This window comes from Pseudomonas sp. MWU16-30323, assembly GCF_020515595.1.
Lineage (GTDB): Bacteria > Pseudomonadota > Gammaproteobacteria > Pseudomonadales > Pseudomonadaceae > Aquipseudomonas > Aquipseudomonas yamanorum.
In genome coordinates this window covers 30568-50021 of sequence record NZ_JAIWYM010000002.1, presented here as the reverse complement: position 1 = coordinate 50021, position 19454 = coordinate 30568, and the positions used below count along the sequence as shown (strand labels likewise).

General features: G+C 60.6%; 18 protein-coding genes. 6 read left to right on the top strand and 12 right to left on the bottom strand.

Annotated elements, in window-relative coordinates; all coding sequences use genetic code 11:
• Positions 1–159: 159 nt before the first annotated feature.
• Complete coding sequence (gene tsaD, locus LIY45_RS03155) at positions 160–1185, top strand: tRNA (adenosine(37)-N6)-threonylcarbamoyltransferase complex transferase subunit TsaD (RefSeq protein ID WP_017476363.1); 1026 nt, start codon at positions 160–162, stop codon at positions 1183–1185.
• A 33-nt stretch (positions 1186–1218) separates the two neighbouring features.
• Here tsaD and plsY read toward each other — a convergent pair whose 3' ends face one another.
• A complete protein-coding gene (plsY, locus tag LIY45_RS03150; RefSeq protein WP_017476362.1) occupies positions 1219–1788 on the bottom strand; it encodes a glycerol-3-phosphate 1-O-acyltransferase PlsY in 570 nt (189 codons plus the stop codon).
• Positions 1789–1862: 74 nt separating this feature from the next.
• Here plsY and folB point away from each other — a divergent pair, with 74 nt between their 5' ends.
• Both folB and folK read left to right on the top strand, forming a co-directional pair.
• Positions 1863–2216: a dihydroneopterin aldolase gene (gene folB, locus LIY45_RS03145; RefSeq protein ID WP_003211007.1), complete on the top strand. Its 354-nt coding sequence runs from the start codon at positions 1863–1865 to the stop codon at positions 2214–2216.
• Positions 2207–2725, top strand: coding sequence for a 2-amino-4-hydroxy-6-hydroxymethyldihydropteridine diphosphokinase (gene folK, locus LIY45_RS03140; protein WP_226475300.1), 519 nt, complete (start codon positions 2207–2209; stop codon positions 2723–2725). Before folB ends, folK begins: the two co-directional genes overlap by 10 nt.
• Here folK and LIY45_RS03135 read toward each other — a convergent pair.
• From LIY45_RS03135 to LIY45_RS03085, 11 genes are all read right to left on the bottom strand, one after another.
• Positions 2695–3930: a multifunctional CCA addition/repair protein gene (locus LIY45_RS03135; RefSeq protein ID WP_226475299.1), complete on the bottom strand. Its 1236-nt coding sequence runs from the start codon at positions 3928–3930 to the stop codon at positions 2695–2697. The genes folK and LIY45_RS03135 overlap by 31 nt on opposite strands.
• Before the next feature lie 63 nt (positions 3931–3993).
• Positions 3994–5556 carry a SpoVR family protein gene (locus LIY45_RS03130; protein WP_017476358.1) on the bottom strand — a complete coding sequence of 521 codons (1563 nt, stop codon included), beginning with the start codon at positions 5554–5556 and terminating at the stop codon, positions 3994–3996.
• Positions 5553–6824, bottom strand: coding sequence for a YeaH/YhbH family protein (locus LIY45_RS03125; protein WP_003211000.1), 1272 nt, complete (start codon positions 6822–6824; stop codon positions 5553–5555). Before LIY45_RS03125 ends, LIY45_RS03130 begins: the two co-directional genes overlap by 4 nt.
• A gap of 126 nt (positions 6825–6950) precedes the next feature.
• Positions 6951–8873 carry a PrkA family serine protein kinase gene (locus LIY45_RS03120; protein WP_003210999.1) on the bottom strand — a complete coding sequence of 641 codons (1923 nt, stop codon included), beginning with the start codon at positions 8871–8873 and terminating at the stop codon, positions 6951–6953.
• 285 nt (positions 8874–9158) lie between these two features.
• Entirely contained in the window at positions 9159–9488 is a 330-nt protein-coding gene (glpE, locus tag LIY45_RS03115; RefSeq protein WP_088423358.1) for a thiosulfate sulfurtransferase GlpE, read from the bottom strand.
• A gap of 33 nt (positions 9489–9521) precedes the next feature.
• Positions 9522–10373: a symmetrical bis(5'-nucleosyl)-tetraphosphatase gene (locus LIY45_RS03110; protein WP_226475297.1), complete on the bottom strand. Its 852-nt coding sequence runs from the start codon at positions 10371–10373 to the stop codon at positions 9522–9524.
• A complete protein-coding gene (apaG, locus tag LIY45_RS03105; RefSeq protein WP_017476354.1) occupies positions 10373–10753 on the bottom strand; it encodes a Co2+/Mg2+ efflux protein ApaG in 381 nt (126 codons plus the stop codon). Before apaG ends, LIY45_RS03110 begins: the two co-directional genes overlap by 1 nt.
• A 107-nt stretch (positions 10754–10860) precedes the next feature.
• Positions 10861–11673 carry a 16S rRNA (adenine(1518)-N(6)/adenine(1519)-N(6))-dimethyltransferase RsmA gene (gene rsmA, locus LIY45_RS03100; RefSeq protein WP_226475296.1) on the bottom strand — a complete coding sequence of 271 codons (813 nt, stop codon included), beginning with the start codon at positions 11671–11673 and terminating at the stop codon, positions 10861–10863.
• Positions 11670–12659 (bottom strand): 4-hydroxythreonine-4-phosphate dehydrogenase PdxA, encoded by a 990-nt coding sequence (gene pdxA, locus LIY45_RS03095; protein ID WP_226475295.1) that lies wholly within the window; start codon positions 12657–12659, stop codon positions 11670–11672. The genes rsmA and pdxA overlap by 4 nt, the downstream gene beginning before the upstream one ends.
• The gene (locus LIY45_RS03090) at positions 12656–13999 is read right to left on the bottom strand and encodes a peptidylprolyl isomerase (RefSeq protein WP_226475294.1); all 1344 of its coding nucleotides are present in this window, start codon (positions 13997–13999) and stop codon (positions 12656–12658) included. The genes pdxA and LIY45_RS03090 overlap by 4 nt, the downstream gene beginning before the upstream one ends.
• Positions 13974–16787 (bottom strand): LPS-assembly protein LptD, encoded by a 2814-nt coding sequence (locus tag LIY45_RS03085; RefSeq protein WP_226475292.1) that lies wholly within the window; start codon positions 16785–16787, stop codon positions 13974–13976. Before LIY45_RS03085 ends, LIY45_RS03090 begins: the two co-directional genes overlap by 26 nt.
• A gap of 130 nt (positions 16788–16917) precedes the next feature.
• Here LIY45_RS03085 and LIY45_RS03080 point away from each other — a divergent pair, with 130 nt between their 5' ends.
• The 3 genes from LIY45_RS03080 to LIY45_RS03070 are packed head-to-tail and all read left to right on the top strand — an operon-like array spanning position 16918 to position 19377.
• On the top strand, positions 16918–17937 hold the full coding sequence (locus LIY45_RS03080) for a phosphotransferase (RefSeq protein WP_226475290.1): 1020 nt from the start codon (positions 16918–16920) through the stop codon (positions 17935–17937).
• Positions 17934–18608 (top strand): N-acetylmuramate alpha-1-phosphate uridylyltransferase MurU, encoded by a 675-nt coding sequence (murU, locus tag LIY45_RS03075; protein WP_226475288.1) that lies wholly within the window; start codon positions 17934–17936, stop codon positions 18606–18608. The genes LIY45_RS03080 and murU overlap by 4 nt, the downstream gene beginning before the upstream one ends.
• A gap of 1 nt (position 18609) precedes the next feature.
• The gene (locus LIY45_RS03070) at positions 18610–19377 is read left to right on the top strand and encodes a TerB family tellurite resistance protein (protein ID WP_226475286.1); all 768 of its coding nucleotides are present in this window, start codon (positions 18610–18612) and stop codon (positions 19375–19377) included.
• The last annotated feature ends 77 nt before the right edge of the window (positions 19378–19454 follow it).

The window sequence follows — 19454 nt, the reverse complement described above, 5'->3', positions numbered from 1 at the left end:
CAAAAAATTCGCGGCTGAGGTCGTCGGTTTTTAAGGGTTGCGGATGTTAACCCCTCATTGCCCGGAATGCAAAGCCTCTGATCGAAAACCGCTAGTCGGGAGGGGGAGCGGCGACTATTATGCGCGCCTTCGAATTCAGCCTCTACAAGGCGCAAACCCATGCTAGTTCTGGGATTAGAAACCTCGTGCGACGAAACCGGTGTCGCACTTTACGACAGTGAACGCGGGCTTTTGGCCGACGCACTGTTCAGTCAGATCGACCTGCACCGCGCCTATGGTGGCGTGGTGCCGGAGCTGGCCAGCCGTGATCATGTGAAACGCATGCTGCCATTGATTCGCCAGGTATTGGACGAGGCCGGCTGCGTGCCGACCGAGATCGACGCCATTGCCTATACCGCAGGCCCGGGATTGGTCGGAGCCCTGCTGGTTGGGGCCTCTTGCGCCCAGGCGCTGGCATTTGCCTGGGGCATTCCGGCCCTCGGTGTGCACCACATGGAAGGCCATTTACTGGCGCCGATGCTGGAAGAAAACCCGCCAGAGTTCCCGTTCGTCGCTTTGTTGGTTTCAGGTGGCCATACGCAGCTGGTTCAGGTCGACGGAATCGGTCAATACACGCTTCTGGGCGAAAGTCTGGACGACGCGGCCGGTGAAGCGTTCGACAAGACCGCGAAGATGATGGGCCTCAATTATCCAGGCGGTCCGGAAATCGCGCGGTTGGCGGAAAAAGGTGTGGCAGGGCGCTACACCTTCCCGCGTCCGATGTGCGATCGCCCCGGCCTGATGTTCAGCTTCAGCGGCTTGAAAACCTCTGCCCTGAACACCTGGCAGCAGAGCGTCAGCGCCGCAGACGACAGTGAGCAAGCCCGTTGCGACATCTCGCTGGCGTTCCAGCAGGCCGTGGTGGAGACTTTGACCATCAAGTGCAAGCGGGCCCTGAAGCAGGCGGGTATGAAGCGCCTGGTGATCGCGGGGGGCGTCAGCGCGAACAAGGCGTTGCGCAGCTCCCTGGAGAAAATGCTCGGCGACATGAAGGGCGACGTATTTTACGCCCGCCCCGAATTCTGTACCGATAACGGCGCGATGATCGCTTATGCCGGTTGCCAGCGTTTGCAGGCCGGGCAGCATGAAAGCCTGGCAATCAGCGTGCAGGCACGCTGGCCGATGGAGCAGTTGCCGCCGCTGTAACGGGCGAACATGAACCGGGTTCACCGGGCGTATTTAAAAATGCCGTTCGCGCCCGGCAAACAGGTCGCGTAAATTGCCTCGATGGCGCCAGACGATCAGCAGCGTGAGCATGCTCATCGGCACCAGCGCCGCCGGCTCCTGCCAGGCCAGCAACGGCAGGGTCAGGGGCGTGGCGATCAATGCGGCCAGCGAGCTGGTGCGGGTCAGGTAGAACGTCAGCAGCCAGGCCAGGATGGCCAGCAGCGCCGCCGGTGGGTAGATCCCCAGCAGCATGCCGGCCGCCGTCGCAACGCCTTTGCCGCCGCGGAAGCGGAAGTACAGCGGGAACAGGTGGCCGAGCACCGCGCAGACGCCGATCCAGGCTTGCTGTTGCAGCGACAGCCCGGCGAGATCGGCGATCAGCACCGGCAACAGGCCCTTGCAGACGTCACCGAACAGCGTCAATACGGCGAGTTTCTTGCCGGCCAGGCGCAACATATTGGTGGCGCCGGCATTGCCTGAGCCACTCATTCGCGGGTCGGGATTTCCCGTCAGGCGGCTGAGCAAAATGGCGAAGGACAGCGAGCCGAGCAGGTAGGCGAGAGTCGCCAGTAACCAAAACATGCTAACTATTCCGGGCGAGGACGCCCTGATTCTAACGGGGCATCGCGCCCTTGTCGTGCAGCGGAGAAGAGTGCTTGGACAGAGTGTTTATCGAAGGCCTGGAAGTCGACACCGTGATCGGGGCCTACGACTGGGAGCGCGGTATCCGGCAATGCCTGCGTCTGGACCTGAGCTTCGCCTGGGATAATCGCCCGGCCGCCGCCGGTGATGACCTGACGCTGGCGCTGGATTACGCCAGCGTGTCCGCGCGCATCCAGGCCTTTGCCGAGCAGGCGCAGTTCCAGCTGGTGGAAACCTTCGCCGAGCGCCTGGCTGAAGTGTTGATGAGTGAATTCCAGATTCCCTGGCTGCACCTCAAGCTGACCAAGCCTGGCGCCGTTCCGGCTGCCAAGGGCGTGGGCGTGGAGATCGAGCGCGGATGTCGCTAACTCAGGTTTACCTTGGTCTTGGCAGCAATATCGAGCGTGAGGCCCATTTGCGCGCCGGGCTCGATGCGCTGGCGGGTTTCCTGACGGATCTGCGTTGTTCGCCGGTGTTTGAAAGCCAGCCGGTGGGCATCAAGAGCGGGCCATTCTTCAATCTGGTGGTGTCGGCCTATACCGACCTGCCGTTGATGGAGTTGGACCGCCGACTGAAATTCATCGAGGCCGACAATGGCCGCTATGCCCCGGATCGCAAGGGCTTGCCGCTGGACATCGACGTGCTGCTGTATGGCGAGTTGGTGGGTAACTTCGATGGGCTGATTCTGCCCCGGGCCGAAATCCTGAAGAACGCGTTTGTGCTGTGGCCGCTGTCGTTGATGGCGCCGGGACGCGTGCATCCTGAAGCGGGCAAGACATTTGCCGCGCTTTGGCAGGATGCACACATCGACCAGGTGCTGGCGCCGGTCGCCTTTGAGTGGCGGGATCAGCCGTTGACGCCGGATTCGCTCTTATAGGCTTTCAACGCCTTGAGCCGTTCGCGTTTCAGTGCTTCACCCAGCTCGGGGCCTTTGAATCCTTGTTCCAATAGCGGAGCGACTGCCACGCTCCGTGCCGCCATTGCCGCGCCACGCAGATATTTTGCCTGTGGATAACTTCTCTGCTCAAGGCCCTTGCGGCCGCGGGCATCCATCTCGCATGCCACCACAAACTCTTCGAAGCGCTGCGGCCGACGGTACACGTCAAAACGTTGCAGCAGCTCCAGCAACGTCGAGGGCTTCAGCTCCAGGGCGCGATGGCCATGGGTATGATATTCGCCCACCAGCAGCGCCAGTTCCTGGCAGTCCCTTGGCACTTTGAAGCGCTCGTTCACCGCCTTGATCAGCGCCAGGCCGCGATGTTCGTGAGCGATGTGCTGCGGTAACTTATCCACAGGCGTGAGGCCCTTACCCAGGTCGTGCAGCAGGCAGGCCCAGCGCACGGTGAGCGGTTGGGCGTGGATGGCCGCCTGTTCCAGCACGCTCAAGGTGTGGATGCCGGTATCGATCTCGGGGTGATGGGCTGCAGGCTGCGGCACGCCAAACAGTGCGTCGATTTCCGGGATCAGGGTCTTCAGCGCGCCGCAATCGCGCAGCACCTGGATAAAAACCTGTGGCTGATTTTCCATCAGGGCGCGGGAAATTTCTTTCCAGCTGCGCTCAGGCGTCAGGGCCTCCAGCTCGCCTGAATTGCTGAGTTCGCGCATCAGTTCGAGGGTTTCTGGCGCAACGCGAAAACCAAGGCTGGCGTATCGCGCAGCAAAGCGAGCAACGCGCAGGACTCGGAGCGGATCTTCGGCAAACGCGGGGGAAACGTGGCGCAGAATGCGTGCTTCCAAGTCGCGCTGACCGTGATAAGGATCGGTCAGGTTGCCGTCGTCGTCTTCGGCCATCGCGTTGATGGTCAGGTCGCGGCGGATCAGGTCTTCTTCCAGGGTGACTTCGGGACTGGCGTGAAACACAAAGCCGCCATAACCCCGGCCGCTCTTGCGCTCTGTGCGGGCGAGGGCGTACTCGTCGCCGTTTTTCGGGTCTAGGAATACAGGGAAGTCCGAGCCCACAGGCTTGTAGCCCAGGGCGAGCATTTCTTCAGTGGTCGCGCCGACTACGACACGGTCGACATCGGTAACGGGGATGCCCAGCAGGCGATCACGTACCGCACCACCGACTTTGTAGATTTGCATGAAAAAGCCTCCATTAGCGGCACAGGATAACGCCTGCGGCCCGCCAATGGAGGCTTTGCCGTTTCACAGATGCACGACGGCCAGGTCCAGGCGGCCGTAATCGTTGTCGCTGTGTTCGTTGCGGGGCGGAACATGGTGGGTTTTCATCACCTGGTCGCCTTGCAGGGTTTCCAGGTGGATATCGAACCCCCACAGCCGGTGCAGGTGCTTGAGGACCTCCTCAGTGGACTCTCCCAGCGGTTTACGGTCGTGTTGCTGGTGGCGCAGGGTCAGCGAGCGATCGCCGCGTACGTCGATGCTGTAGATCTGCACGTTGGGTTCGCGGTTGCCCAGGTTGTACTGCGCTGCCAGGGTCTCGCGAATGGTGCGGTAGCCCGGTTCGTCATGGATCGCCGGCACCAGCAGGTCGTCCTTGAGGTCGTCATCCATGATGCTGAACAGCTTGAGGTCACGAATCACCTGGGGTGACAGGTATTGCAGGATGAAGCTCTCGTCCTTGAAGCTGCTCATGGCGAACTTGATGGTGGACAGCCAATCGCTGCCGGCAATCTCCGGGAACCAGCGGCGGTCTTCTTCGGTGGGGTGTTCGCACATGCGCCGGATGTCGCGGTACATGGCAAAACCCAGAGCATACGGGTTGATGCCGCTGTAGTACGGGCTATCGAAGCCCGGTTGGTACACGACGCTGGTGTGGGACGTCAGGAATTCCATCATGAAGCCGTCGGTCACCAGGCCTTCGTCGTACAGGTCGTTCATCAGGGTGTAGTGCCAGAACGTGGCCCAGCCCTCGTTCATCACCTGGGTCTGGCGTTGTGGGTAGAAATACTGGGCAATCTTGCGCACGATCCGCACGATTTCCCGCTGCCAGGGCTCCAGCAACGGCGCGTGCTTTTCGATGAAGTACAGGATGTTTTCCTGAGGTTCGGCGGGGAAGCGCGCATTGTCCTTGTCGCTGTTTTTGCCGGCGCGTTTGGGAATGGTGCGCCACAGGTCGTTGATCTGCTTTTGCAGATGCTCTTCACGGTCCTTCTGGCGCAGCCGTTCTTCTTCGGCGGAGATCGGGTACGGGCGTTTGTAGCGGTCTACGCCGTAGTTCATCAGGGCATGGCAGGAGTCCAGCAGGTCTTCCACCGCGTCGATGCCGTGGCGCTCCTCGCACTGCATGATGTACTGCTTGGCGAACACCAGGTAATCGATGATCGAGCTGGCATCGGTCCAGGTGCGGAACAGGTAGTTACCCTTGAAAAAGCTGTTATGCCCGTAGCACGCATGAGCCACCACCAGGGCCTGCATGCAGATGGTGTTTTCTTCCATCAGGTAGGCAATGCACGGGTCGGAGTTGATGACGATCTCGTAGGCCAGGCCCATCTGGCCGCGGGTGTAGGACTTTTCGGTGCTTAGGAAGTGTTTGCCATAGGACCAGTGGTGATAGCCCAGGGGCATGCCCACGGACGCATAGGCGTCCATCATCTGTTCGGCGGTGATCACTTCGATCTGGTTGGGGTAGGTGTCCAGGGCATAACCCGCCGCGATGCGGCTGATTTCCCGGTCATAGGCCTGGATCAGTTCGAAGGTCCATTCGGACCCCGTGGATATGGGTTGACGCTTATGCTCTTTGGCGGTCATGTCACTAACCTGCGCTGGAAGAGTTCACGGAAGACCGGATAGATATCGCCGGCCGAGACCAATTGTTGCTGGGCGAAGGTGTCAGCGAAGGCTTCGCTGATGCGCTCGTATTCGAACCACAGCGCCTGGTGTTCACGCGGGGTGATTTCGACGTAGGTGTAGTACTGCACGAACGGCATGATCTGGTTGATCAGGATGTCGCGGCAAATGGGTGAGTCGTCATTCCAGTTGTCGCCGTCGGAGGCCTGGGCGGCGTAGATGTTCCACTCGTTGGCCGGATAACGTTCGGCCATGATTTCCTGCATCAGCTTCAAGGCGCTGGAAACGATGGTGCCGCCGGTTTCCCGCGAGTAGAAAAACTCCTCTTCGTCGACTTCCCGGGCGCTGGTGTGATGGCGGATGAACACCACATCGATCTTGTCGTAGTTACGCTTGAGAAACAGGTACAACAGGATGAAGAAGCGCTTGGCGATGTCCTTGGTCGCCTGGGTCATGGAGCCGGACACGTCCATCAGGCAGAACATCACTGCCTTGGAGCTGGGGTTGGGTTGCTTGACCAGCAGGTTGTACTTCAAGTCGAAGGTGTCGAGAAACGGCACGCGGTGAATGCGCGCGCTGAGTTTGGCGATTTCTGCTTCGATTTCCTGAATATCGCCGAAGTTATCCGGCTCTTCGCGTTTCAAGCGCTCCAGTTCAGCCTTGGCATCCCGCAGCTTTGCCCGGCTGCTGCCAGACAATGCAATACGCCGCGCATGGGCCGAACGCAGGGTGCGGATGATGTTGATCCGTGACGGGTTGCCTTCGTTGCTGATCCCGGCGCGCACGGTTTTAAAGGTGTCGGTACCGGTCAGGTTGCGTTTGACCAGGTTGGGCAGTTCCAGGTCTTCGAACATAAACTCCAGGAACTCTTCCTGGGTGATCTGGAACACGAACTCGTCCATGCCTTCGCCGGAGTTGCCGGCCTTGCCCGGGCCTTTGCCGCCCGCGCCGCCCTGGGGGCGCTGGATATGTTCGCCGCTGGTGAATTCCTTGTTGCCGGGATGCACGACGGTTTGCTTGCCGCCCCGGCCGTGGTGCAGTACCGGTTCATCGATGTCCCGTCCGGGAATGCTGATCTGTTCGCCATGCTCCATGTCGGTGATGGAGCGGCGACTGACGGCCTCTTCGACGGCCTTTTTGATGTGGTCACGGTAACGCCGCAGGAAACGCTGGCGGTTTACCGTGCTCTTGTTCTTGCCATTGAGACGTCGGTCGATCACGTAGCTCATGTAGGAGCCCTCCGGGCAGCTTCAAGTTACAAGCTTCAAGCGGCAAGCTGGAAGCTTAAAGACAAGCGGTCGATTGCCAGGCTGTCCGGCGTACCGGGAGCCTGGCATTGCACGCTTGTCGCTGCCTTACTGCGATTTCCGGACTCGCAGGTACCACTCGGAGAGCAGTCGTACCTGTTTGTCGGTGTAGCCACGCTCGACCATTCGAGTGACGAAGTCGTTGTGTTTTTGCTGGTCCTCCTTGCTGGCCTTGGCGTTGAAGCTGATGACTGGCAGCAGATCCTCGGTGTTGGAGAACATTTTCTTCTCGATGACCACCCGCAGCTTTTCGTAGCTGAGCCAGGTAGGGTTCTTGCCGTTGTTGTTGGCCCGGGCGCGCAGCACGAAGTTGACGATTTCGTTGCGGAAATCCTTCGGATTGCTGATGCCGGCGGGTTTTTCGATCTTTTCCAGCTCCTCGTTGAGGGCCACGCGGTTGAGAATCTCGCCGGTTTCCGGGTCGCGGTATTCCTGGTCCTGGATCCAGAAGTCTGCGTACAGCACGTAGCGGTCGAAGATGTTCTGGCCGTATTCGCTGTAGGACTCCAGGTACGCGGTCTGGATTTCCTTGCCGATGAACTCGATGTAGCGCGGTGCCAGGTATTCCTTGAGGAAGCGCAGGTAGCGCTCGCGGGTTTCGGCCTGGAATTGTTCCTGTTCGATCTGCTGTTCCAGCACATACAGCAGGTGCACCGGGTTGGCGGCGATTTCGTGGGGGTCGAAGTTGAAGACCTTGGACAGGATCTTGAACGCAAAGCGTGTCGACAGGCCGTTCATGCCCTCGTCAACGCCCGCGGTATCGCGGTATTCCTGGATCGACTTGGCCTTCGGATCGGTGTCCTTGAGGTTTTCGCCGTCGTACACCCGCATCTTCGAGTAGATGTTGGAGTTTTCCGGCTCCTTGAGGCGCGACAGCACGGTGAACTGGGCCAGCATCTTCAGGGTGTCAGGCGCGCAATGGGCCTTGGCCAGGGAGCTGTTGAACAGCAGCTTGTCGTAGATCTTGATTTCATCGCTGACCCGCAGGCAGTACGGCACCTTGACGATGTAGATCCGGTCGATGAAGGCTTCGTTGTTCTTGTTGTTGCGGAAGGTGTGCCATTCCGATTCGTTGGAGTGGGCCAGCAGGATCCCGGTAAACGGAATCGCCCCCAGGCCCTCGGTGCTGTTGTAGTTACCTTCCTGTGTGGCGGTGAGCAGTGGGTGCAGCACCTTGATAGGGGCCTTGAACATCTCCACGAACTCCATCAGGCCCTGGTTGGCCCGGCACAGTGCGCCCGAGTAGCTGTACGCGTCGGCGTCGTTCTGCGGGAATTCTTCCAGTTTGCGGATATCGACCTTACCCACCAGCGCCGAGATGTCCTGGTTGTTCTCGTCACCCGGTTCGGTCTTGGCCACGGCGATCTGGTTGAGGATCGATGGATAGAGCTTCACCACCCTGAACTGGCTGATGTCGCCGCCGAACTCGGCCAGGCGCTTGGTCGCCCACGGCGACATGATGGTGTTCAGGTAGCGCCGTGGAATGCCGAAGTCTTCTTCGAGGATCGCGCCATCTTCCGTGGCGTTGAACAGCCCCAGGGGCGACTCGAACACGGGCGAGCCCTTGATGGCGTAGAACGGCACCTTCTCGATCAGTTGTTTGAGCTTCTCGGCCAGGGACGACTTGCCGCCGCCGACGGGACCGAGCAGGTAGAGGATCTGTTTCTTCTCTTCCAGGCCTTGGGCGGCATGGCGGAAATACGAGACGATCTGGTCAATGCATTCTTCCATGCCGTGGAAGTCTTCAAAGGCCGGGTAGCGACGGATCACCTTGTTCGAGAAAATTCGCGACAGGCGCGAATTGGCTGCGGTGTCCACCAGCTCCGGCTCGCCGATCGCCAAGAGCAGGCGTTCAGCGGCAGACGCGTAGGCGCTGCGGTCCTTTTTGCACAGTTCGAGATACTCCTGAAGCGAGAGCTCTTCCTGGCGGGTGGACTCGAAGCGTTGTTGGAAGTGGCTAAAAATACTCATGACGTCGTCACCTCGCTCGATACGTGGAGCCGACGCCGGATCAATCAGTCGATGCTGGCAGCCATTGGTGGACACCAATGGCCGTTTTCCCCCCAGAACACCCTGAAACGCTACCGATGACCCGCACGCCGGTGTACCGGCTCTCCCCTGATTCGGATGGCCTGCGCTTAAGGATAGTTCGGAATCCGGGAGGTCAAGGCGCGATACGTAATTAGTTTGGCCGCGCCGTTCGTCAGAAACGGCGCGAGGCCAAGCGTCACGCGGGGTAGCGGGGTTTGAAAAAAATTATTGCGCGTCGCCTGCGGCAATTTCTGCAGGATAGGTCGTACGCCATAGCTCAAAGCCACCGTCCAGGCTATAGACGTCGGAGAAACCCTGGCTCACCAGATAGGCTGCGGCGCTTTGGCTGGAGTTGCCGTGGTAGCACGCCACAATCACCGGAGCGTCGAGGTCGGCGGCACGGATGAAATCGGCGATGTTGTGGTTATCCAGATGCTGCGCGCCACTGATGTGGCCGGCGATGTAGGTCGGCTGGTCACGGATGTCGACAACCACCGCGCCTTGCTCGCGCAGGGCCTGGGCTTGCTCGGGAGGGATACGTTTGAATTCAGTCATGGCGGGCTCCTTTGGCCTGTGTGAAAGCGCAGCTCAGCGCTTTGCCGTGGCCTGCAGTTGTTCGGGAATGGGGGCTTCGCACTGGCAGCTCACGCGTTCGCCGGTGTCGATGTTCATCAGGGTCATGGCGCCGCCCCACACGCAGCCGGTGTCGAGGGCGAAGACGCCAGGTTCATCACATTTGCCTTCCAGGGCTGCCCAGTGGCCGAAGATGATCTTCGTTTCACGGGTCTTGCGTTCCTTGTGGGCAAACCAGGGCTTGTAGCCGGGCAGCGCGGTGTCGGCGCCTTCCTTGCTCTTGAGGTCCAGTTTGCCTTCGGCGGTGCAGAAGCGCATGCGGGTGAAGTAGTTGGTGATTACCCGAAGGCGGGCGACGCCGGTGAGTTCGTTGTCCCACTTCACGGGATCGTTGCCGTACATGCCATCCAGGTAGGCCGTGTACAGGTTGTCGTCGGCCAGGGCAGCCTCGACTTCGGCGGCGCACTTGAGGGCTTTCTTCAGCGTCCACTGCGGTGGAATCCCGGCATGCACCAGCGCGGTGTCGCGGCTCTCGTCGTAGTGCATGATTTTTTGCCGGCGCAGCCAGTCAAGCAGCTCGGTGCGGTCCGGCGCTTCGAGGATTTCCCGCAGGGTGTCGCCCTTTTTCAGGCGCTCGACGTTATTGCCGGCGGCCAGCAGGTGCAGGTCATGGTTACCCAGCACACACACCAGGGAATCGCGCATGCCATAAAGGAAGCGCAGGGTTTCCAGGGATTGCGGGCCACGGTTGACCAGGTCGCCTACCAGCCACAGGCGATCCTTGGCCGGATCGAAGGCCACGCGGTCGAGCAGGCACTTGAGCGGTTCCAGGCAGCCTTGCAGGTCGCCGACGGCGTACGTCGCCATCAGTGCAGGGCTCCAGGTACCGCGAGGCGGAACGGGGCGATGATGGCGTCGAAGTGTTTGCCGTCCTCGGCGAGCATCTGGTAGCTGCCTTGCATGTTGCCGACGCGGGAGGTCATGACGGTGCCGCTGCTGTAGGTGTGGCTCTTGCCGGGGGCGATCAGCGGTTGCTGGCCAACCACGCCGGCGCCGCGGACTTCCTCGACCTGGCCGTCACCGTCGGTGATGACCCAGTGGCGCGACAGCAGCTTGGCAGGCAGCTCGCCGTTGTTTTGCACGGTAATGGTGTAGGCGAACGCAAAACGGTTCTGCTCGGGTTGCGATTGTTCCGCCAGAAAGCGGGTGACGACGCTGACGTCGATCTGATAACGAGGATCGGACATGCAAGAGGCCTTAAAAGCAAAAGCGGGGGAACAGCGGATGCCGATCAGTCTAGGCCAAGTGGTGGGCACTAGGCCAGACATGCTGTCTGGCGGTGCCCGACTCTACTTTATTCGGCCGCTGGCGCAGGCTGAATGGCGAGCTGGTCAGCCAGGCGCACGAAGGCGGCCAGGTCCAACTGCTCGGGGCGCAGGCCGCCGTCGACGCCGGCGGCTTCGATTTCGGCGTTGCTGAGCAAAGCCTTCAGCGTATTGCGCAAGGTCTTGCGGCGTTGGTTGAACGCCTCGCGCACCACGCGCTCCAGCAATTTGTGGTCTTTGGCTGGGTGCGGCAGCACCGCGTGAGGCACCAGGCGCACGATGGCGGAGTCGACTTTCGGCGGCGGGTTGAACGCGCCCGGGCCGACGTTGAACAGATGCTCTACGCGGCAATGGTACTGAACCATGATCGACAGGCGACCCCAGTCACCACCGCCAGGGCCCGCGGCCAGACGCTCGACCACTTCCTTTTGCAGCATGAAGTGCATGTCGCGGATGATGCCGGCGTTGTTCAGCAGGTGAAAAATCAGCGGGGTGGAGATGTTGTACGGCAGGTTGCCGACCACCCGCAGGCTGTTGGGCGCTGCATTGAGGCTGGTGAAGTCGAACTTCAGCGCATCGCCCTGGTGCAGGTTGAAGTTGGGCATGCCGGCGAACTGCTGGTTGAGGATCGGGATCAGGTCCTTGTCCAACTCAACCACGTCCAGCTGGCCGCCGCTCTTCAACAGGCCTTGGGTCAGGGCGCCCTGGCCCGGGCCGATTTCCAGCAGGCGGTCTTCGGGCTTGGCATGGATGGAGCGCAGGATGCGGTCAATCACGCCAGCGTCGTGCAGGAAGTTTTGCCCGAAACGCTTGCGCGCCCGGTGTTGGTAATGCTCGGTCATATACGGGTCTCGGCCATCTGATAGGCGGTTTCCAGGGCCACGTGCAGGCTGCCGGTATCGATCTTGCCGCTGCCTGCGAGGTCCAGGGCGGTGCCATGGTCGACGGAGGTGCGGATGATCGGCAGGCCCAGCGTCACGTTGACGGCTGCGCCGAAGCCTTTGTACTTCAGCACGGGCAGCCCCTGGTCATGGTACATCGCCAGCACTGCGTCGCAGTGCTCCAGATATTTGGGGGTAAACAGAGTGTCGGCAGGCAATGGGCCGCGCAGGTCCATGCCCTCAAGGCGCAGACGCTCCAGGGTTGGTTCGATGATGTCGATTTCTTCATGGCCCAGGTGGCCACCTTCACCGGCGTGGGGGTTGAGCCCGCAGACCAGGATGCGTGGTTGGGCGATGCCGAATTTCTGTTGCAGGTCGGCGTGCAGGATGCGTGTGACACGCTCCAGGCGCTCGGGGGTAATGGCGTCGGCAATCTCCCGCAGGGGCAGGTGAGTGGTCACCAGCGCCACCCGCAGGTCGCCCGTTGCCAGCATCATTACCACTTGTTCGGTGTGGGTCAGCTCGGCGAGAAATTCGGTATGGCCCGAAAAGGCGATCCCGGACTCATTGATCACACCCTTGTGCACCGGGGCGGTGATCATTCCCGCGAAATCGCCGTCGATGCAGCCTTGACCGGCCCGGGTCAGGGTTTCCAGGACAAAGGCCGCGTTGGCCTTGTCCAGTTGCCCGGCGACGACCTTGGCCGCCAGCGGGGTATCCCACACGTACAGGCTGTTTGCCGGTGCCGGAAGGTCAGGCCAGTTGCCCGGGCCCACCGACAGCAGATCGACAACCACGCCCAACTGCGCGGCCCGCTCAAGGAGCAGGTCGCGGCTGGTAATGGCAATCAGGGGGTGTGGCTGGGTGTGCGAGGCGAGCAGCAGGCACAGGTCAGGACCAATGCCGGCCGGCTCGCCGGGTGTCAATGCGAAACGCTTGGGTTTCACTGGGCTGCCTGGTCGGTGCCTGTTTGGTCGGCGCCAGGAAGCTTGTTCTCTACGTAGGCTTCGTCACGGATCTGACGCAACCAGGCTTGCAGCTCTTCGTCGTATTTGCGGTTACGCAGCACGGTCAGGGCTTGTTGCTCGCGGGCTTGGGCGGTGTTGTCAGTGGCGCGACGGCCAAGGACTTCCAGCACATGCCAGCCATATTGGGTCTTGAACGGCTTGGACAGTACGCCTTGCGGAGTCTTGGCCATGACGTCCTGGAACTCGGGAACCAGTGCTTTCGGGTCGATCCAGTTCAGATCGCCGCCGTTAAGCGCCGAACCCGGGTCTTCGGAATAGCTCTTCGCCAGCTCGCCGAAGTCTTCGCCCGCTTCGATGCGGTCATAGAGCTTCTGGGCCAGTTCCTTGGTTTGGGCTTCGGTACGGATCTCGCTTGGCTTGACCAGGATGTGACGAACGTGAACTTCGTCCTTCATCTGGGCTTCTTCGCCACCGCGCTTGCCGAGCAACTTGAGGATGATGAAACCGCCTGGCGTACGGGCAGGCTGGGTAATGCCACCGACTTCCATGGCGCTCAGCTCGCGGTCGAACGGTGGTGGCAGTTGCGCGGCTTTACGCCAGCCCATGTCACCGCCTTCGAGGGCGTTGTCGCTGCCGGACTGGGCAATGGCCATCTGGGCAAAGTCAGCACCTTGCTTGAGACGGTCATAGATAGCCTGGGTTTTCGCCGCAGCAGCGTTGAGCTGTTCTGCGTTGGCGCTGTCTGGCGTAGGAACCAGAATGTTGGCCAGGTGCAGTTCTTCGGAAAGCTGCATCTTGCCAAGGTCAGAGGCCAGGAAGTTCTTCACTTCCTGCTCGGACACCTGAATCCGCTCGGCCACACGGCGCTGACGCACACGGCTGATGATCATTTCGCGGCGAATCTGGTCACGGGCGTCCTCATAGGACAGGCCGTCGTGAGCCAGGGCGGCGCGGAACTGATCAACACTCATGTTGTTGCGCTGGGCGATGGTGCCGACAGCCTGGTTCAATTCTTCGTCGCTGATACGGATGCCGGAACGATCGCCGATCTGCAATTGCAGGTTCTCAACGATCAGGCGCTCAAGCACCTGCTGGTCCAGCACGCTGGTCGGCGGTACGCCGCCACCACGCTTGGCGATGGTTTGCTGAACTTCCTTGACCCGCTGGTCCAGTTGGCTCTGCATGATCACGTCGTTATCGACGATGGCCACTACCTTGTCCAGCGGTTGAACCGCAGCGTGAGCTGCGGCGGTACCCAGGAACAGCGCGCCCAGCATCAGCGGGCGCAGACAATCAGAAAGCTTGGTCTTCACGTTCACGATAACCTTCAATGCCTTTGTCGAGGAAGCTCTCTACCTTGGCGCCGGTCAGGCCGCCGAGTCCTTTAAGGACGATCTGGAAGAAGAGCCCGTGGTCACCCTTTTCGTTCAGCGGGGCGATCTGGCTGTATTCGTCGTTGGAAACCCAGTAACGGTTGATGACGCGCAGTTTCCAGCAGCAGTTGTCGTACTCGAAACCACCGAAGGCTTCCAGGGTACGGTTGCGGGCATAGTCATACTGCCAGCGGGTGATCAGGTTCCACTGGGGAACGATCGGCCACATCATCGAGAAGTCGTGTTGCTGGATTTTGTAGTAATCCTTGATGAAGGTCGACGGGTCCGAAGGGCTGCCGTAGTCGCCACCAAACTGGTATTTGCCGGTCAGCTGGTTGTAGACAACCTGGTCGTTACGGTAGCGGTAGCCGACGTTGATGACCTTGTTCGGGTTGTCTTCCGGCTGGTAGTGGAACATCGCGCTGCCGGAGCGTGGGCTATGCGTTTCGGTATCCCAGTTATAGTCGGCAGTGGCGCGCCAGTCGCGGTTGAAGCGGAACTCGTAGTCCAGGGCAACCGGCGAGACGTTGGATTGCGCGTCAGCACGCTGGCTGGCGAGGATGCCAGGCAGTTGTACTTCACGATCCTTGAAGTAGATGGCTTGGCCGATTGCAACGCGTTGACGTTCGAAACCGTTCTCTTCGATCCAGCGGCTGGTCAAGCCGAGGGACAGCTTGTTCTCGTCGCCGATACGGTCAGTGCCGCTGAAACGGTTGTCGCGGAACAATGACGCGTAGCTGAACGAGTACTCACCGCTGTCGAATACAGGGATGTCACTTTGGTCTTTATTCGGTACATACAGGTAGTACGCACGAGGCTCGAGAGTCTGTCGGTAGTCTTTGCCGAACCAGTTGGTATTGCGATCGAAGTACAGGCCACTGTCTACACTGGCGACCGGTATTGCACGGTCTTGGGAGCTTTTAAAGGTGCCACCAGCATAAGGATTGGCAGGGGTTGCAGCTGCTTGCGCAACGAGGATGTCATTCTTGCCCGTGCTATCAAGGTCAAGATCGTACTTGGTGTAGACATACTTCAGTTTCGGCGTAATGAAACCGTAGGTCGTATTCATCGGGTATTCGACCGCTGGCGCGACGTTCAGGCGAGTACCGTTTGCACGGGTCAGGCCTGTTACATACGTGTCCAGACGACGCGATACTGCGCCGTTTTCATCGGTGAAGGTTCCGTTCTCAAGATCTCGATCAAAGCGTACTGCTTCGGTCTCGTAAGTGAAGTTCAACCCACCCGGATGGTATGGCAGCGCACCATTGAAGGTGATCTGCGGCAGGCGGTCATACGGAGTGATCTGGGAAATCGTCGCCAGTTGGTAAGCCTGCAGGTTCAATCGTGCCTGGTAGCTATCACCACGATAGGTCACGGAACCTTGCTGGTTCACGTAATCCTGGGTCTTGATCCCTTCCTGATAGGACTTCAAATCCTGGAAGTAATAAGGGTCGCTGATATTGGTGTAATCGACCTGGGTCATTACACGGGAATCCAGCCCGCCCTTATGCTGCCAGTTGAGCATATAACGAGTTTTTTCGTAGTCGGTCTGCAGCTTGCGCTCGTCGCTGTCGTCGTTCAGGTACGCGCCGCCGAACTGGCCTTCGCTGGACTTGGTGAGGTAGCGGAATTCGCCTTCCATCAACATGCCGCGCTTGGTCATGTATTGCGGGTACAACGTGGCATCGTAGTTCGGCGCCAGGTTGAAGTAGTACGGCGTAACCAACGTGAAGCCAGTCTCGCTGCCGGTGCTGAAGCTCGGCGGCAGGAAGCCGGATTGACGACGGTTGTCGATCGGGAAGTAGATGTACGGGGTGTAAAGGATCGGAATGTCCTTCACTCGCAACGTCACGTTGGTCGCCGTACCGAAACCGGTGGCCGGGTTGAGCGTGATGTTGTTGCCCTTGAGCTGCCAGGCGTTGCTGTTCGGCTCACAGGTGGTGTACGTACCGTCCTTGAGACGGATGATCGCGTTCTCGGCACGCTTGGCGTACAGCGCGTTGCCGCGGATGCGCGATTTGTGCATCACGTATTCGGCGTTGTCGACCTTGGCGGCGCCGGTGTCCAGTTGGACTTCAGCGTGGTCGCCCACCAGCAGGGCGCCGTTGTCGCGCAGACGGACGTTGCCGTTCAGCTCGCCACGGTTCTCGGCCTGGTAGAGGTTGGCCTCGTCGGCCTCGACCTGCATGCTGCCCTGGCGCATGACGACGTCACCGGCCAGGGAGGCGATCTGTTGTTCCTGCTCGTAACGAGAGACCTTGGCGCCGATAAAGGTCGGCGCGTCGCTCTTGTTCGTCTTGTCGTTCATGCCAGGACGGATCGGCTCGATGTACGCGCCGGAGCAGTACGGGCCGGTTTCGGCCAGTTGCGCAGCGGTGAGCTTCTCGCGAGGGACCCAGTCCAGATGGCTGTAGTCGGCGCTGCGCGAACGCAGGCCACGGCCCTTGGCTTCGGTGACCAGCGTGGTCTGCGGCACGGCCTCGGCACTGCCGCCGGACTCGCCTTGCGGCGTGCCACTGGCGGAGCTGACGGCACTGCCGTCATGCACCGGGCGCGGTGGCAGCGGGGCTGCGGCCGTCTTCGGCGCGCAATCCCAGGCACCCGAAGCAGAGACTGAGCAGTCATACTGTTCCGCGGCGACCACGAATGAGGTGGCGAAAGGTTGCATAGCCAGCAGACTGCCGGTTACCAGCAACGGAAATTTTCTACGAAACGCGGGGGATTTCAATGCCATCTTATTAGTCCGGGCTTCCTGCGTGCCATCTGCCCGCGGTGTGGGCCGCACGCCTCTCGATGGTCTGAAAAAGATGCGTGATAATAAAGCATGACCCGCTTGACGGCTAGCGCCGTCGGAGACCCTTGTAATGCCCGACCAAGATCTACGTTTGCAACAGCTGAAAGTCTGGCTTGATGAGCAATTGCCCGGCCTTTTTACCGCCCAGGGCTGGGGTGTCGTACCCCCGGCCACGTTGACTGCGGCCAGCAGTGACGCGAGTTTCAGGCGTTACTTCCGATGGGACGGAGGAGGTCGCAGTTTTGTCGTAATGGACGCTCCACCCCCCCAGGAAAACTGCAAACCTTTCGTCGATATCGCTCATTTGCTCGGTCAATCGGGAATAAATGTTCCGAAAATTTATGCGCAAGATCTGATTCGCGGCTTTCTTTTGCTTAACGACCTGGGGAAAAAAACCTATCTGGACGTCATTGACGAGCAAAATGCTGATCAATTGTTCGCCGATGCCATCGACGCGTTGCTGGCTTTCCAGCAATTGCCGATGGAGGCGCCATTGCCCAGCTATGACGTCGCGCTGTTACGTCGGGAGCTGGAATTGTTTCCTGAATGGTACGTTCGCCGGGAGTTGGGCATCGAGCTCGACGCGCGGCAACTTGCCCTGTGGCAGCGCGTCAGCGAACACCTGATAAACAGCGCCCTGGCCCAGCCCAAGGTGCTGGTGCATCGCGACTATATGCCGCGCAACCTGATGATCAGCGAGCCGAACCCCGGCGTGCTGGATTTCCAGGATGCGGTCTACGGCCCGGTGACCTACGACATCACGTGCCTGTTCAAGGATGCGTTCCTCAGTTGGCCGCAGGCCCGCGTGCGGGAATGGCAGCGCGGTTATTGGCAGCGTGCTGGCGAGTTGGGCATACCGGTGCAGGCAGACTTTGAAGAATTCCTGCGGGCCAGTGATCTGATGGGCGTGCAGCGTCACCTGAAGGTGATCGGCATCTTCGCGCGCATTTGCCATCGCGATGGCAAACCACGCTACCTGGCGGACGTGCCGCGCTTCTTTGCTTATATAGAGGCGGTGCTCGCGGACCGGCCAGAGTTGAGCGAACTGGGTGAGTTGCTGGCGAGCCTGCGTGTCGAGGCGGCGGTATGAAGGCCATGATCCTGGCCGCCGGCAAAGGAGAGCGGATGCGCCCGCTCACCCTGCACACGCCCAAGCCGCTGATCCAGGCCGGCGGCAAGCGCCTGATCGAGTATCACCTCGAGGCGCTGGCGAAAGCCGGCTTCACCGATATCGTCATCAACCATGCCTGGCTCGGCCAGCAGATCGAAGGTTACCTGGGGGACGGCGCGCAGTACGGCGTACGTATCCAGTACTCGGCCGAAGGCGAGCCGCTGGAAACCGGCGGCGGGATTTTCAAGGCCTTGCCGCTGCTGGGGGACGAACCGTTCCTGGTGGTCAATGGCGACATCTGGACCGACTATGACTTCGCCAGCCTGAACCAGCCGTTGAATGGCCTGGCCCACCTGGTAATGGTCGACAATCCGGCCCATCACCCGTCCGGCGGTGACTTCTACATAAAGGACGGCGCGCTTCATGATGCCGCCCCCGGTGCCGATAACCTGACCTTCAGTGGCATTTCCGTGCTCGACCCGAAGTTGTTCGCGGGTTGCAGCGCAGGGGCCTTCAAGCTGGCGCCGCTGCTGCGTGATGCCATGGCGAAAGGACTGGTGACAGGAGAACACATGAACGGACGCTGGATCGATGTCGGGACGCTGGAGCGCCTGGCGCAAGTCGAAACCCTGCTGACAGCGGGGCACTAGGATGTTGTGGCCAGGGACTCTGATCGGAGCCGGGGCAGGCTTTGCCATTGCCAGCATTCCGGGGGCTATGTTGGGCGCGTTGCTGGGCCAGGCGTTGGACCGGCGTTTGGAACTGCAAAGCTGGGCGCAGCTACGTGAGCGCCTCGGCGGTCGGCCGGCGCTGCGCAATGACGAATTGCTGTTCGTGTTGCTCGGCCGCCTGGCCAAGAGTAATGGCCGGGTAGTGGACGGGCATATCCAGCAGGCGCGCCAGGAAATGCGCTCGCTGGACATGTCCGAGCCGGCCCGGCGCCGTGCGATTGCCGCGTTCAATCGCGGCAAATCCGGCTCGGACCGGGTGCGCAGTTATTTGGGCGTGCTCAAGGCCCAGCCTCATGCGGCGGAAGGTGTGCTGCGTGCCTGTTGGCGCATGGCCTGGGCGGACGGCAAGGCCAGTACCGCCGAGCGAGAGTTGATTGAGCAATGGGGCAAATGGCTGGGTTGGACGGTTCAGCAGATCCAGGCCCTGGCGGCTGACTACGAGCCAGAGCGCAAACCGTTGGCCAATCGTGGCGGGGCCTATCAGGAGGCGCTACGGATTCTGGGGGTGACCTCGACCACTGAGCCATCGGTGATCAAACGCGCTTACCGGCGACTGCTCAGCCGGCACCACCCGGACAAGATTGCTGGCAGTGGTGCCAGTCCAGCCCAGGTGCGGGAGGCGACCGAACGTACCCGCGAGCTGCACAACGCCTATGCGCTGATTCGCGAAAGACGAGACTTTCGCTGACTGTGGGAGCTGGTTTGCCTGCGATGGCATCACCTCGGCGCATCAGTGAAACCGAGTTGCCTGTATCGCAGGCAAGC